The following is an 11,844-nucleotide window of genomic DNA, read 5'->3' on the forward strand; positions in this document are numbered from 1 at the left end:
CCTACGGCAGCGAGGACCTCTCATGCACTACGCCCAGTTTGGTCGCACCGGTCTTTTCGTGTCGAAGTTCTGCCTCGGCGGCATGACCTTCGGTGGTGCCACGACGCCTGCGGGTGCAGCCATTGGGCGCCTGTCGCAGCAGGAGACGAACGCCATCGTCGACCAGGCCCTCGATGCCGGCATCAACTTCATCGATACAGCGGACGTCTACGGCGGCGGCGATTGACGCGGTGCGCCTCCCTTCAGGCCTACTACTCCATCGCGGGGCGGGACATCGAACATGAGCTGGTGCCTGCGGTCATGGATGCACAGATCGGCCTGCTATGTTGGAGTCCGCTGGCCGGCGGACTGCTCTCCGGCAAGTTCGATCGCCATGGTCACACAGACAACACCGCGCGCCGCGCGTCGATCGCCTTTCCGCCGGTTGACGAAACACGGGTGCACGACATCATCGACACCTTGAAGACCGTGGCCGCGCGGCATGACGCGACCGCTGCCCAGATCGCGCTCGCATGGCTGCTCTCTCGTCCGGCGGTCACCAGCGTCATCGTCGGCCTCAAACGCCCCGAGCAACTGACCGAGAACCTCGGAGCGCTGGAACTGACGCTTTCGAGCGAGGACCTGGCCGAACTCGACCAAGTCAGCCGACCCGCTGCCGCGTACCCGGGTTGGATCCAACGCTATAACGCCAGAAGCCGGGTTCCAGCCGGTCATGCATTCGAGGGACCGAGTTGGAGCCTTGGCGAGCGTCCGCTCTAGCCCGACCTGCCTGCGTCTGGAGCGGACGTGGTCCGGGCCTAGACGGCGAGAACGCCACGGAGCAGTGAGAAGGATGGCAAGTCCGGGATGCAGCTCCAACACGGAGAGGTCGGCGCACCATCCACAAGTTCCAGGACTAGACGCACGTGATGCCGAAGCGGGCTACGCAAGCCGTCCGGCCGTGTAGTCACGTGCCAGCGCGATGAAGGCCTGGAAGGCCGCAGAAGAATTGCGCCGGTTGTAGTAATACAGGCACAGCGGCGCGAGCGGCGGCGTCCAGTCTTCGAGGATGCGCACGAGCCGCCCTGCGGCGATGTCTTCGCGGATATCGGCCTCCATGAAATAGCCGATGCCCACACCATTGGCCACCGCGATCCGCGCCAGCGACGCCTCGTCGAGCGTGATCGGTCCCTGGACCTCCAGCTGCAGCTCTTCACCGCCCTTCTCGAACCGCCACCTGAGCAATGTACCGTCGGGAAGCCGACCGCGAACGCAGGGGTAAGCGAGCAGATCCTGCGGGACTTTCGGGATAGCCCGGTTTTCGAAGAAGGCGGGAGAGGCAGCCACCGACATGCGCCGCCTCTGCCCCAGCGGTATGGCGATCGCGTCGCTGGGCACCAGATCGGCGCTGCGCACGGCCAGATCGAAGCCCGCCGCCACCACGTCAACCAGTCGCCCCTCGGTGACGATGTCGACATGCACCAGCGGATAGCGCTGCAGGTAGCTCAACACCAGCGGCGCCATGATCTCCCGCGCGGCGGTGGCAAAAGCATTGATGCGCAAGGTACCGGATGGCGTCTCCTGATGGGAGCGCACCGCGTTCAGCGCATTCTGGATGCCCTCGAAGGCAGGCTTGATGCGGTCGACGAACATCCGCCCCGCATCGGTAAGCGAGACGCTGCGCGTGGTGCGGTTGAACAACCGCACGCCAAGGTCTCGCTCGAGCTTGCCTACCGCGCTGCTGATAGCCGTGGTTGACATGTCCAGTTCCAGTGCCGCCGCACGAAACGAGCCGCAGCGCACGATGGCGAGAACCGCTTCAAGCTCGATCAGCGAATAACGCGTCATTATCCCGCTTTCCGTGATACTCCATGCGCCTTTATCTGGCTTATCAGGCGAAAAGTCCACCGCTAAATTGACGCCATCACCGCCGAGGAGATGACCATGTCAATCAAGCTACCCAACCCGATCGCCGACTACATCGAGGCAAACATCCGTCTCGATCTCGACGGCATGATGAAACACTTCCACGAGGACGCCGTTTTCATCGACAACGGCAAGCAATACGTGGGGCAGGCCAGAATCCGCCAACTGCTCGAGGAAGAAGGGATCGCGGTGAAGGCGATCTTCGAGCCCGATACCGTGCGTGAAGAGGACGGCGTCGTGGTCCTCGAAGGCCCCACCCATGGCGACTTCCCCGGTAGCCCGCTGCGCTTCACCTATCGTTTCACGATGGTCAACGATGCCATCAAGACCCTGGAGACAAGGGTATGGGCATGAAGGCAGATCCGACCGAATTCGCCGGCAAGCGCGTGCTCGTCAGCGGTGGCACCAAGGGGCTGGGCCGTGCCACGGTCGAGCGCTTCCTCGCTGGCGGCGCCCGTGTCATCACCGCGGCTCGCACGATCAACACCCCTATCGGAGGCGTCGAATACGTGCAGACCGACCTGACGACCGCGGAAGGCGGCCAGGCGTTTGCCACGGCGGCGCTTGAGCGGCTTGGCGGCGTCGACATCCTGGCTCATGTCGTCGGTGGCTCCTCTTCGCCAGCCGGAGGTTTCGCCGCGCTGACGGACGAGCACTGGCTTGCCGAACTGAACCTCAACCTGCTGGCGACCGTGCGACTCGATCGGCTGTTGATTCCGCAGATGCTGGAGCGTGGCAGCGGCGTTGTGGTGCACATCACCTCGATTCAGTCGGTTCTGCCGTTGCCCGAGTCGACGACAGGCTATGCCGCCGCCAAGGCCGCGCTGCGGACCTACAGCAAGTCGATTTCCAAAGAGCTCGGCCCCAAGGGCGTGCGGGTCAATGCCGTCTCACCGGGCTGGATCATGACCGAGGCCACGCAGGACTTTCTGGAAACGCTCAGCAAATCTGGCGGCACGATCGAGCAAGCGCGTCAGTCTGTGCTCGATGCCCTGGGCGGTATCCCGATCGGGCGCGCAGCCGAACCTGAAGAGGTGGCCGATCTTATCGCCTACCTCGCTGCCGATCGTGCGGCGGCGATCCACGGCGCCGAGTTCGTCATCGATGGCGGCACGATCAGGACGGTGTAGGCATGGCTTTGCGGTATTCCCGCAAGCGCGCCGCTCACCTCCCCTTGCCGGTGGATGAAGTGGTTGCCCAATGCCAGCCCGCGGATTGATTGAAGAGAGGCCAACACCATGCCTGAGAACCCATCTTGCGAACGCTGCAGCTGGGCCCAGAACGACCCGCTGATGCGCGACTACCACGATGCCGAATGGGGCGTGCCCCAGCGCGACCCAAGGATGCTCTGGGAGATGCTCATGCTGGAAGGGTTCCAGGCAGGTCTGGCCTGGATCACCATCCTGCGCAAGCGCGAAGCCTTTCGCGCTGCCTTCGCGGGTTTCGATCCGGTCAAGGTCGCCGCTTTCGACGAGCAGGATATCGAGCGGCTGATGGCGAACCCCGGCATCGTGCGTGCGCGGGCCAAGATCGAAGCCACCATCAAGGGCGCGCAAATCTACTGCGACATGCAGGATCGCGGCGAAGACTTCTCGGCCTTCTGCTGGTCCTTCACGGCTGGCGTTCCCATCCTGGGTGACGGTGTAAGCCTGGTGGCCAGTACGCCACTGTCCGAGAACATCTCCAGGGAACTGAAGCGACGCGGCTTCAAGTTCGTCGGACCGACCATCATCCACGCCTGGATGCAGGCGGTCGGCATCGTCAACGACCATTCGCTTGGCTGCTTCCGACGCCATCTCGAGCACCAAGGAACCCGCTAGGGCGCAGGGCTCATCAGCTGGACCCATGGAAGCCAGATTTCAACTGCGGTACCGCAGGGCAAACCTTGCGCCAGCGCTCACTTCGACTTCACGTGCGCGCGGCACAAAACGTCCAACCGACTGAAGGAGAACGACCATGTTTGCCGTCTACGCCAAAGAAGCCAACGTCGACGACCCGCTTGCCTCCGTCGTCGTCGGAGAGCGCCCCGAGCCCATCGTGCAAGAGGGCTGGGTACGCGTGAAGGTGACCCATGCCAGCCTTAACCGGCACGACATTTTCACCCTGCGCGGCATGACCTCCCAGGAGCAGCCGATCCCCTTCCCGATGATCCTGGGCAACGATGCCGCAGGCGTGCTCGAAGACGGCACGCCCGTCGTGCTCTATCCGGTACTGGGCAGCGACGACTGGAAAGGCGACGAGACCCTCGACCCGCACTGGCACGTTATCAGCGAACTCGTGCCCGGGACGATGGCCGATTATGTCGCCGTCCCGAAACGCAACGCGGTCCCTATTCCTGACGGTTTGTCACCGCTTCACGCCTCGCTGCTCGGCACCGCGTGGCTCACGGCCTATCGCTCGCTCTTTACCAAATCACGGTTGATTCCGGGGCAGACGCTTCTCGTACAGGGCGCTTCGGGCGGTATGTCGACGGCGCTCATACCGATGGGCCGTGCTGCCGGCTTCGAAGTGTGGGTCACCACCGCAATGATGAAGGGGCCGCCATTGCCGAACGCCTTGGCGCCAACCGGGTATTGCGACATGGCGAGGCCTTGCCACGCCGCGTTGACGCAGTCGTCGACAACATCGGCGCGGCGACATGGGCAGACAGCCTGAAGGCGGTCAAGCGCGGTGGCGTCCTGGTGATCAACGGCATCACCACCGGGAACATCGCCGAAACCGACGTGCTGCGCATCCTCGTCGAACAGATCGACATCCGCGGCACCATCATGGGCACGCTTGAGGAAATGAAGGCCATGATGCAATTCGTCATCCGCAACAACATCGCCCCCGAAGTCGGAGCGGTGGTGCCGATGACCGAAGCCCGCGACGCGATCCGCAACATGATCGACGGTCGCACCCAGGGCAAGACCGTGTTCACGAGATAATTGGTAGAGCAGCGTAAAGCACAGAAGCAAAAGCCCGCCCAACGGAGCTTTCGCTGGCTAAAACACTACCCGAACTTGCCAGACCCAAAAACCCAAAGCCCGCAGTTACGCGGGTCTCAGGACATTTTGCTAGACCGTGCCGGGCAGTGCCGCACGCGGGATCACTCCCACTCGATCGTCGCCGGCGGCTTGCCGGAGATGTCGTAGACCACGCGCGACACACCACGCAGTTCGTTGATGATGCGGTTGCTCACGGTGCCGAGGAAGTCGTACGGCAGGTGCGCCCAATGCGCGGTCATGAAGTCGATGGTCTCCACCGCGCGCAGCGCGATCACCCATTCGTAGGCGCGGGCGTCGCCGACCACGCCGACCGACTTCACCGGCAGGAACACGGCGAAGGCCTGGCTGGTCTTGTCGTACAGGTCGGCCTTGCGCAGTTCGTCTATGAAGATCGCGTCGGCCTTGGCCAGCAACTCGGCGTACTCGCGCTTCACCTCGCCCAGAATGCGTACGCCCAGGCCGGGGCCCGGGAACGGGTGGCGATACACCATGGTGCGCGGCAGGCCGAGTTCCACGCCAAGGCGACGCACCTCGTCCTTGAACAATTCGCGCAACGGCTCGACCAGGCCCAGCTTCATGTGCTCGGGCAAGCCACCGACGTTATGGTGGCTCTTGATCACGTGCGCCTTGCCGGTCTTGCTGCCGGCCGACTCGATCACGTCCGGATAGATCGTGCCCTGCGCCAGCCACTTGGCATTGGCCAGCTTGTTGGATTCTTCGTCGAAGATCTCCACGAACAGGTTGCCGATGATCTTGCGCTTGGCTTCCGGGTCGCTGACGCCTTCCAGCTTGGCGAAATAACGGTCGGCGGCGTTGACGCGAATCACCTTGACGCCCATGTGCTCGGCGAACATCGCCATCACCTGGTCGCCTTCCTGCCAACGCAGCAAGCCGGTATCGACGAACACGCAGGTCAGCTTGTCGCCGATCGCCTTGTGCAGCAGCGCGGCCACCACCGACGAATCGACGCCGCCGGACAACCCAAGAATCACTTCATCGTCGCCCACCTGTTCGCGCACGCGCGCGATCTGGTCCTCGATGATGTTGGCCGCGGTCCACAGCGTCTGGCAGCCGCAGACATCCACCACGAAGCGGCGCAGCAAGGTCTGGCCCTGCAAGGTATGCGTCACCTCAGGATGGAACTGCACGCCGTACCAACGCTTGGCTTCGTTGGACATGGCCGCCACCGGAATGCGGTCGGTCGTGGCGGTGATGGTGAAGCCCGGTGGCACCTGCGACACGTGGTCGCCGTGGCTCATCCATACATTCAGGCGCGAGGCGCCGGCGTGGTCGGTGAGGCCGGAGAACAAGGCATCTGCCGCCACCACGTCCACTTCGGCATGGCCGAATTCGCGTTGATCCGCTGCCTCGGTCGCACCACCCAATTGCGCGGCGAGGGTCTGCATGCCGTAGCAGATACCGAACACCGGCAGGCCGCTATCGAACACTTCCTGCGGCGCCACCGGTGCGCCCGGCAACGTGGTCGACTCCGGGCCGCCGGACAGGATGATGCCCTTGGCACCGAAACCGGCAATCTCCGACGGATCGTGATCCCACGCCCAGATCTCGCAGTAGACCCCGATCTCGCGAATACGCCGCGCAATCAGCTGGGTGTACTGCGCACCGAAATCGAGGATGAGGATCTTGTCGGTATGGATGTTGGTCATTGAGAGCCGGGAATCGAGAATCGGGATGAGGGAATCGCAACAGCAAACGCAGCGCCGACCGCTATCGGATGAGGAGGCGGCGGGCTCTTACGATTCCCGATTCGCGATTCCCCATTCCCGGTTACCCGGCGCGATAGTTCGGCGGCTCTTTGGTGATCTGCACGTCGTGCACGTGGCTTTCGCGCTGGCCGGCGCCGGTGATCTTGACGAACTTGGGCTTGGTCCGCATGTCTTCGATGGTGGCGCAGCCCACATAGCCCATGGTCGCGCGCAGGCCACCGATGAGCTGATGGATGATGCCGCCGACCGGCCCGCGATACGGCACGCGGCCCTCGATGCCTTCGGGAACCAGCTTGTCGGCATCGGAGGCATCCTGGAAGTAGCGGTCCTTGGACCCCTTCTCCATCGCACCCAGGCTGCCCATGCCGCGGTAGCTCTTGTAGCTGCGGCCCTGGAACAGTTCGACCTCACCCGGCGCTTCTTCGGTACCGGCCAACAGGCCGCCGACCATCACCGTCGAGGCACCGGCCACCAGCGCCTTGCCGATGTCGCCGGAATAGCGGATGCCGCCATCGGCAATCAAGGGGATGCGGTCCTGCAGCGCTTCGGCCACCATGTCCACCGCAGTGATCTGCGGCACGCCCACGCCGGCAACCACTCGCGTGGTGCAGATCGAACCCGGGCCCACGCCGACCTTGACCGCGTCCGCACCGGCATCCATCAACGCTAATGCCGCATCGCCGGTGACGATGTTGCCGCCGATCACCTGCAACTGCGGATAGGTCTTCTTGACCCACGCCACGCGATCGATCACGCCCTGCGAATGGCCATGCGCGGTATCGACAATCACCACGTCCACGCCGGCTGCGGCAAGCAGCTCGATGCGCTGCTCGGTATCGCCGCCCACGCCCACCGCCGCGCCCACCAGCAAACGCTTGGCGCTGTCCTTGGCGGCATTGGGGTTGTCGGTCTTCTTCTGGATGTCCTTGACCGTGATCAGGCCGCGCAGCTCGAAGCTGTCGTTGACCACCAGGACCTTTTCGATCCGGTTGCGATGCAGCAGCTCGAGCACTTCCTCATCGCTGGCGCCTTCGCGCACGGTAATCAGGCGGTCCTTCTTGGTCATGATGTGGCGGACCGGATCGTCGAGCTTCTTTTCGAAGCGCATGTCGCGGCTGGTGACGATACCGACCAGTTCGCTGCCATCCACCACCGGCACGCCGGAGATGTTGCGCGCGCGCGTCAGTGCCAGCACTTCGCCGATGGTCGTGTCCGGGCTGACGGTGAACGGCTCGGTGATCACGCCGGACTCGAACTTCTTGACCCGAGCCACTTCGCCGGCTTGCTGCTGCGGGGTCAGGTTCTTGTGGATGATGCCGATGCCGCCCAGCTGGGCCATGGCCACCGCAAGACGGTGTTCGGTCACTGTGTCCATTGCCGCCGACAGAATCGGCAGTTTCAGGCGCAGGTCGCGCGTCAGCCGGGTTTCCAGGCTGACGTCCTTGGGCAGGACGATCGAATGAGCGGGGACGAGCGAAACGTCGTCGTAGGTGAGAGCTTCAGCCTGGATGCGTAGCATCGGCGGACCCGAGTTTTGGGGAAGCGCGGCATTTTAACGCATTGGAGCCGGGATTGGGGAGTCGGGATTCGCAACGGCGGGCCCTGCACCGTTCGCCGTTCGCTTGTTTGTCAGGATGCCGATGGCCGGCCGATCTCGGATGCAATCCGGATGGGCCGACGCGTGCGCGTGGCCGCTGCGGTTAACCAATCCCCAATCCCGAATCCCCACTCCCGGCGGCATCGGCGGCCTCGATGGTGTTCTGCATCAGCGTTGCCACGGTCATTGGCCCTACCCCGCCCGGCACCGGGGTGATCCAGGCCGCGCGCTGCGCGGCGGCGTCGAAGCCGACGTCGCCCACCAGGCGGCCATCATCGAGCCGGTTGATGCCGACATCGATCACCACCGCGCCCGGCTTGACCCATTCGCCCGGAATCAGGCCCGGGCGGCCCACCGCCACCACCAGGATGTCGGCATTGCGCACGCTCGCTTCCAGCACATCGGGCGGGGTGAATTTGTGGCAACTGGTGACCGTGCAGCCGGCGATCAATAGCTCCAACCCCATCGGCCGGCCCACGTGGTTGCTCACCCCCACGATGGTGGCATTGCGGCCGCGCACCGGTTGGTCGGTATGCCCGAGCAAGGTCACGATGCCGCGCGGCGTGCACGGGCGTAGCCCGAATTCGCGCAAGGCCAGATGCCCGACATTCTGCGGATGGAATCCGTCCACGTCCTTGCGCGGGTCGATGCGCTGTATCAGCCGGTTGGCATCGGGGATGCCCGGCAGCGGCAGCTGGATCAGAATGCCGTGGATCTTGGGGTCGGCATTGAGCTCATCGATCAGCGACGCCAGCTGGGCTTCGCTGGTGCCCTGCGGCAGGTCGTAATCGAAGGCTTCGATGCCGACCTTCTCGGCCGCGCGCCGCTTGTTGCGCACATACACCGACGATGCCGGATCGCCACCGACCAGCACCACCGCCAGCCCGGGTCGCGCCTTGCCGGCGGCCAGCCGCGCATCCACCCGCAGCTTCAATCCGTCGAGCAATTCCTCGGCAATGCGGCGACCATCGAGAAGGCGGGCCGAAGCGGAGGCGGCTGGCGCAGAAGCGGTCATGGGGCGTCAGGTGTAGAGTCGAAGGCCGTCTATTGTCCCCGATTCCGCCATGACCGACACCACCTCACGCACCGATTCAAGCACCACTTCGATCGAAGCGGCAGCATTTCGCCGGCTCTTGCAGCATCTCAACCAGGACCGTACCGATGTGCAGAACATCGACCTGATGATTCTCGCCGGCTTCTGCCGCAACTGCCTGGGCGATTGGTACCGCGAAGCGGCCGAAGCGCAAGGCCAGGCCATGACCAAGGAACAGGCGCGCGAAGCCGTTTACGGCATGCCATTTGCCCAGTGGAAACAGCAGCATCAGAAAGACGCCACGCCCGAGCAGTTGGAAGCCTTCGCCGCCGCCCAGCGCAAGCATGGCTAGTAGGCATCGGTGAGCGCGCCTGCCAGAACGTCCCGTCAATCTTTGGCGGGATGTGGGCGCACTGAGGAGCCGGAGCGCACGAGCGATCCGTACCGCGTAGAGCAGGGGTGGCGCACCCGACGCCTGCGCAGGCGTGTGTGCCCGCTCCTGGCGGCCAACAAGACCTAGCGAGCAGTCGTCCAATCGCGGCTATCGCACCGGACGACTGGCGCTCCGCATCGCGCACTGGCCATGCCGCGGAGCGCCTGCGCAGCGGGTTTGTGGGCCGCCCTTAGTCGCGCGTCTGTGTCTCTGCTGGCTCAGCCTGCGGCACCGCATCGGGATTCAACGTGCGGCTGCCGCGACGCGGCCGCGTGAACGGCGTGGGCCGGGGCGCGGTCGGCACGGTGTTGCCATACATCAGCTTGGCTCCGGCGCGTGCATCGCCGGCAGCAATCTCCAGTTCGAAACGCTCGGCATCGCGGCGGCGGATCTGACGCGAAATCATGCCGGCTTCGTCCTCGTCCACCCCCAGCTCCACCAGCGCCACTTTGCCGAAGAGCACCGCCGACTCGAAGGTCTCGCGGATCTGGTAATCCACTCCCGCAGCGACCAACTGCAGCGAATGCTGGCGGTCGTACGAACGCACCAGCAGCTTGGCATGCGGGAACTCGCGCGTTGCCAGCTCGACGATGCGATTGGCCGCCTCTTGGTTGTCGACGCACACCGCAATCGCACGTGCGCTGTGCGCGCCGGAGGCGTGCAACACATCGAGCCGGGTGCCGTCGCCGTAGTAGATCTTGAAACCAAATTCTTCCGCGCTCTGGATCATCTCGATGTCGTTATCGATGATGGTCACATCCACGTCGCGCGCCAGCAGCGACTGACTGGCCACCTGTCCAAAGCGCCCGAAGCCGATGATCAGCACGCTGCCGGTCTGGCCACTGGCTGCTTCCACGCCATCCAGCGAGACCGCCGCCGCCGGCGTCAGCCGCCGTTGCAGCAGCACGAACAACGGCGTCAGTGCCATCGACAACACCACGATCGCGGTCAGGCTGGCATTGACCTGGGCATCGATGACGCCGGATGCCGACGCGGCGGCAAACAGCACGAATGCGAATTCGCCGCCTTGCGCCATCAGCACACCACGGTCCAGCGCCTGGCGATGGTCGCTGCGCATCAGCCGCGCCACCGCATAGATGCACACGCCCTTACCCACCATCAGGGCCAGCACGCCCACCACGATCAGGCGCCAGTCCGCCGCCACCACGCGCAAGTCCAGGCTCATGCCGACACCGAGAAAAAACAGCCCCAGCAGGATGCCGCGAAAAGGTTCGATATCCGCTTCGATCTGATGCCGGAACGTGGACTCGGACAACAGCACGCCGGCCAGGAACGCCCCCATCGCCATCGACAGACCGCCCACCTGCATCAACAGCGCGGCGCCCAGCACTACCAGCAATGCTGCTGCCGTCATCACCTCGCGCGCCTTGGATGCGGCCAGGATGCGGAACAAGGGATTGAGCAGCCAACGCCCGGCCGCCAGCAAGCCGGCGATGCAGGCCAGACCGATGCCGATTCCCTGCCAACGCTGCGATGCCGCCTGCGGGTCGCCGCTGGCCCCCATCCAGGCCACGATCGCCAGCAGCGGCACGATCAACAGGTCTTCGAACAGCAGGATCGCCACGATCTTCTGCCCCGGCGGCAAGGCGACGTCGCCACGCTCTGCCAAGAGCTGCATCACCACGGCAGTGGATGTCAGCACGAAACCGGACGCCGCCACGAAGGCCACCGGTAGCGCAAAGCCGAGCAAGATGCCGACGCCGGTCAACACCAGCGCGCAGACCGCGATCTGCAGCGTGCCGAGTCCGAAGATTTCCTTGCGCAAACTCCACAGGTGCGAGGGGCGCATTTCCAGCCCGATCACGAACAGAAACATCACCACGCCCAACTCGGCCACATGCAGGATGGCTTGCGGCTCGTTGAACAGGCCCAACCCGAACGGACCAATTGCCAGTCCCGCTGCCAGATAACCCAACACCGAGCCCAGGCCCAGACGACGGAACAACGGAATTGCCACCACGGCAGCGCCGAGCAGCACTACCACGTTGATCAGTTCACTGGATTCGGCAGGTTGGCTCATGCCCGGATTCTAGCGGCACTTGCGCGGCCCCAGCCTGCATCAGGGTGCGCATCTCTGCCCCCGCTTGGGCTTGCCAAGCCGAGCTCTGCCGGCGCGGCAAGGCATACGACAAGCCCCTAAA

General features: G+C 64.3%; 13 protein-coding genes. 8 read left to right on the forward strand and 5 right to left on the reverse strand.

Annotation, left to right across the window (positions count from 1 at the left end; translation table 11 throughout):
- Window positions 1–22: 22 nt before the first annotated feature.
- Together ACCQ15_RS11505 and ACCQ15_RS11510 are read left to right on the forward strand one after the other, a co-directional pair.
- Window positions 23–226 carry an aldo/keto reductase gene (locus ACCQ15_RS11505; protein ID WP_008571370.1) on the forward strand — a complete coding sequence of 68 codons (204 nt, stop codon included), beginning with the start codon at window positions 23–25 and terminating at the stop codon, window positions 224–226.
- A complete protein-coding gene (locus tag ACCQ15_RS11510; protein ID WP_008571369.1) occupies window positions 223–759 on the forward strand; it encodes an aldo/keto reductase in 537 nt (178 codons plus the stop codon). The genes ACCQ15_RS11505 and ACCQ15_RS11510 overlap by 4 nt, the downstream gene beginning before the upstream one ends.
- Before the next feature lie 162 nt (window positions 760–921).
- Here the strand turns inward: ACCQ15_RS11510 and ACCQ15_RS11515 are convergent, their stop codons facing one another.
- A complete protein-coding gene (locus tag ACCQ15_RS11515) occupies window positions 922–1,827 on the reverse strand; it encodes a LysR family transcriptional regulator (RefSeq protein WP_372380586.1) in 906 nt (301 codons plus the stop codon).
- Window positions 1,828–1,923: 96 nt separating this feature from the next.
- Between ACCQ15_RS11515 and ACCQ15_RS11520 the strand changes: the two genes are divergently transcribed.
- The 5 genes from ACCQ15_RS11520 to ACCQ15_RS11540 all read left to right on the forward strand — a co-directional run bounded on the left by ACCQ15_RS11520 (window position 1,924) and on the right by ACCQ15_RS11540 (window position 4,832).
- Window positions 1,924–2,259 carry a nuclear transport factor 2 family protein gene (locus ACCQ15_RS11520; RefSeq protein WP_011347397.1) on the forward strand — a complete coding sequence of 112 codons (336 nt, stop codon included), beginning with the start codon at window positions 1,924–1,926 and terminating at the stop codon, window positions 2,257–2,259.
- Window positions 2,250–3,035 (forward strand): SDR family oxidoreductase, encoded by a 786-nt coding sequence (locus tag ACCQ15_RS11525; protein ID WP_136732567.1) that lies wholly within the window; start codon window positions 2,250–2,252, stop codon window positions 3,033–3,035. The genes ACCQ15_RS11520 and ACCQ15_RS11525 overlap by 10 nt, the downstream gene beginning before the upstream one ends.
- Window positions 3,036–3,143: 108 nt before the next feature.
- Entirely contained in the window at window positions 3,144–3,725 is a 582-nt protein-coding gene (locus tag ACCQ15_RS11530) for a DNA-3-methyladenine glycosylase I (RefSeq protein WP_506187838.1), read from the forward strand.
- Between the two features lie 136 nt (window positions 3,726–3,861).
- Window positions 3,862–4,560, forward strand: a complete 699-nt coding sequence (locus ACCQ15_RS11535) for an MDR/zinc-dependent alcohol dehydrogenase-like family protein (protein ID WP_372380588.1) — start codon at window positions 3,862–3,864, stop codon at window positions 4,558–4,560.
- On the forward strand, window positions 4,479–4,832 hold the full coding sequence (locus ACCQ15_RS11540; RefSeq protein WP_372169030.1) for a zinc-binding dehydrogenase: 354 nt from the start codon (window positions 4,479–4,481) through the stop codon (window positions 4,830–4,832). The genes ACCQ15_RS11535 and ACCQ15_RS11540 overlap by 82 nt, the downstream gene beginning before the upstream one ends.
- 161 nt (window positions 4,833–4,993) lie before the next feature.
- On the opposite strand, the gene guaA is transcribed toward ACCQ15_RS11540, so the two are convergent.
- The 3 genes from guaA to folD form a co-directional block, all read right to left on the reverse strand.
- Window positions 4,994–6,559 carry a glutamine-hydrolyzing GMP synthase gene (gene guaA, locus ACCQ15_RS11545; protein ID WP_014090311.1) on the reverse strand — a complete coding sequence of 522 codons (1,566 nt, stop codon included), beginning with the start codon at window positions 6,557–6,559 and terminating at the stop codon, window positions 4,994–4,996.
- 121 nt (window positions 6,560–6,680) lie between these two features.
- Complete coding sequence (gene guaB / locus ACCQ15_RS11550) at window positions 6,681–8,138, reverse strand: IMP dehydrogenase (RefSeq protein WP_008572372.1); 1,458 nt, start codon at window positions 8,136–8,138, stop codon at window positions 6,681–6,683.
- Between the two features lie 181 nt (window positions 8,139–8,319).
- Window positions 8,320–9,231, reverse strand: a complete 912-nt coding sequence (gene folD, locus ACCQ15_RS11555; protein ID WP_008572374.1) for a bifunctional methylenetetrahydrofolate dehydrogenase/methenyltetrahydrofolate cyclohydrolase FolD — start codon at window positions 9,229–9,231, stop codon at window positions 8,320–8,322.
- Between the two features lie 49 nt (window positions 9,232–9,280).
- Here folD and ACCQ15_RS11560 point away from each other — a divergent pair, with 49 nt between their 5' ends.
- On the forward strand, window positions 9,281–9,601 hold the full coding sequence (locus ACCQ15_RS11560) for a DUF1244 domain-containing protein (protein WP_008572376.1): 321 nt from the start codon (window positions 9,281–9,283) through the stop codon (window positions 9,599–9,601).
- Window positions 9,602–9,872: 271 nt separating this feature from the next.
- Here ACCQ15_RS11560 and ACCQ15_RS11565 read toward each other — a convergent pair whose 3' ends face one another.
- Window positions 9,873–11,723 carry a monovalent cation:proton antiporter-2 (CPA2) family protein gene (locus ACCQ15_RS11565; RefSeq protein ID WP_372169028.1) on the reverse strand — a complete coding sequence of 617 codons (1,851 nt, stop codon included), beginning with the start codon at window positions 11,721–11,723 and terminating at the stop codon, window positions 9,873–9,875.
- Window positions 11,724–11,844 lie beyond the last annotated feature (121 nt).

Origin of the sequence: Xanthomonas sp. NCPPB 1754, from assembly GCF_041475725.2 — a bacterium.
In the GTDB taxonomy this organism is placed as follows: Bacteria; Pseudomonadota; Gammaproteobacteria; order Xanthomonadales; family Xanthomonadaceae; genus Xanthomonas; species Xanthomonas euvesicatoria.

What these genes read in the sequence shown, in the direction of transcription:
- ACCQ15_RS11505 (WP_008571370.1), top strand. Translation starts at nt 23, where the DNA reads ATGCACTACGCCCAGTTTGGTCGCACCGGTCTTTTCGTGTCGAAGTTC.
- folD (WP_008572374.1), bottom strand. Translation starts at nt 9,231, where the DNA reads ATGACCGCTTCTGCGCCAGCCGCCTCCGCTTCGGCCCGCCTTCTCGAT.
- ACCQ15_RS11535 (WP_372380588.1), top strand. Translation starts at nt 3,862, where the DNA reads ATGTTTGCCGTCTACGCCAAAGAAGCCAACGTCGACGACCCGCTTGCC.
- ACCQ15_RS11530 (WP_506187838.1), top strand. Translation starts at nt 3,144, where the DNA reads ATGCCTGAGAACCCATCTTGCGAACGCTGCAGCTGGGCCCAGAACGAC.
- ACCQ15_RS11560 (WP_008572376.1), top strand. Translation starts at nt 9,281, where the DNA reads ATGACCGACACCACCTCACGCACCGATTCAAGCACCACTTCGATCGAA.
- ACCQ15_RS11565 (WP_372169028.1), bottom strand. Translation starts at nt 11,723, where the DNA reads ATGAGCCAACCTGCCGAATCCAGTGAACTGATCAACGTGGTAGTGCTG.
- ACCQ15_RS11520 (WP_011347397.1), top strand. Translation starts at nt 1,924, where the DNA reads ATGTCAATCAAGCTACCCAACCCGATCGCCGACTACATCGAGGCAAAC.
- ACCQ15_RS11525 (WP_136732567.1), top strand. Translation starts at nt 2,250, where the DNA reads ATGGGCATGAAGGCAGATCCGACCGAATTCGCCGGCAAGCGCGTGCTC.
- guaA (WP_014090311.1), bottom strand. Translation starts at nt 6,559, where the DNA reads ATGACCAACATCCATACCGACAAGATCCTCATCCTCGATTTCGGTGCG.
- guaB (WP_008572372.1), bottom strand. Translation starts at nt 8,138, where the DNA reads ATGCTACGCATCCAGGCTGAAGCTCTCACCTACGACGACGTTTCGCTC.
- ACCQ15_RS11515 (WP_372380586.1), bottom strand. Translation starts at nt 1,827, where the DNA reads ATGACGCGTTATTCGCTGATCGAGCTTGAAGCGGTTCTCGCCATCGTG.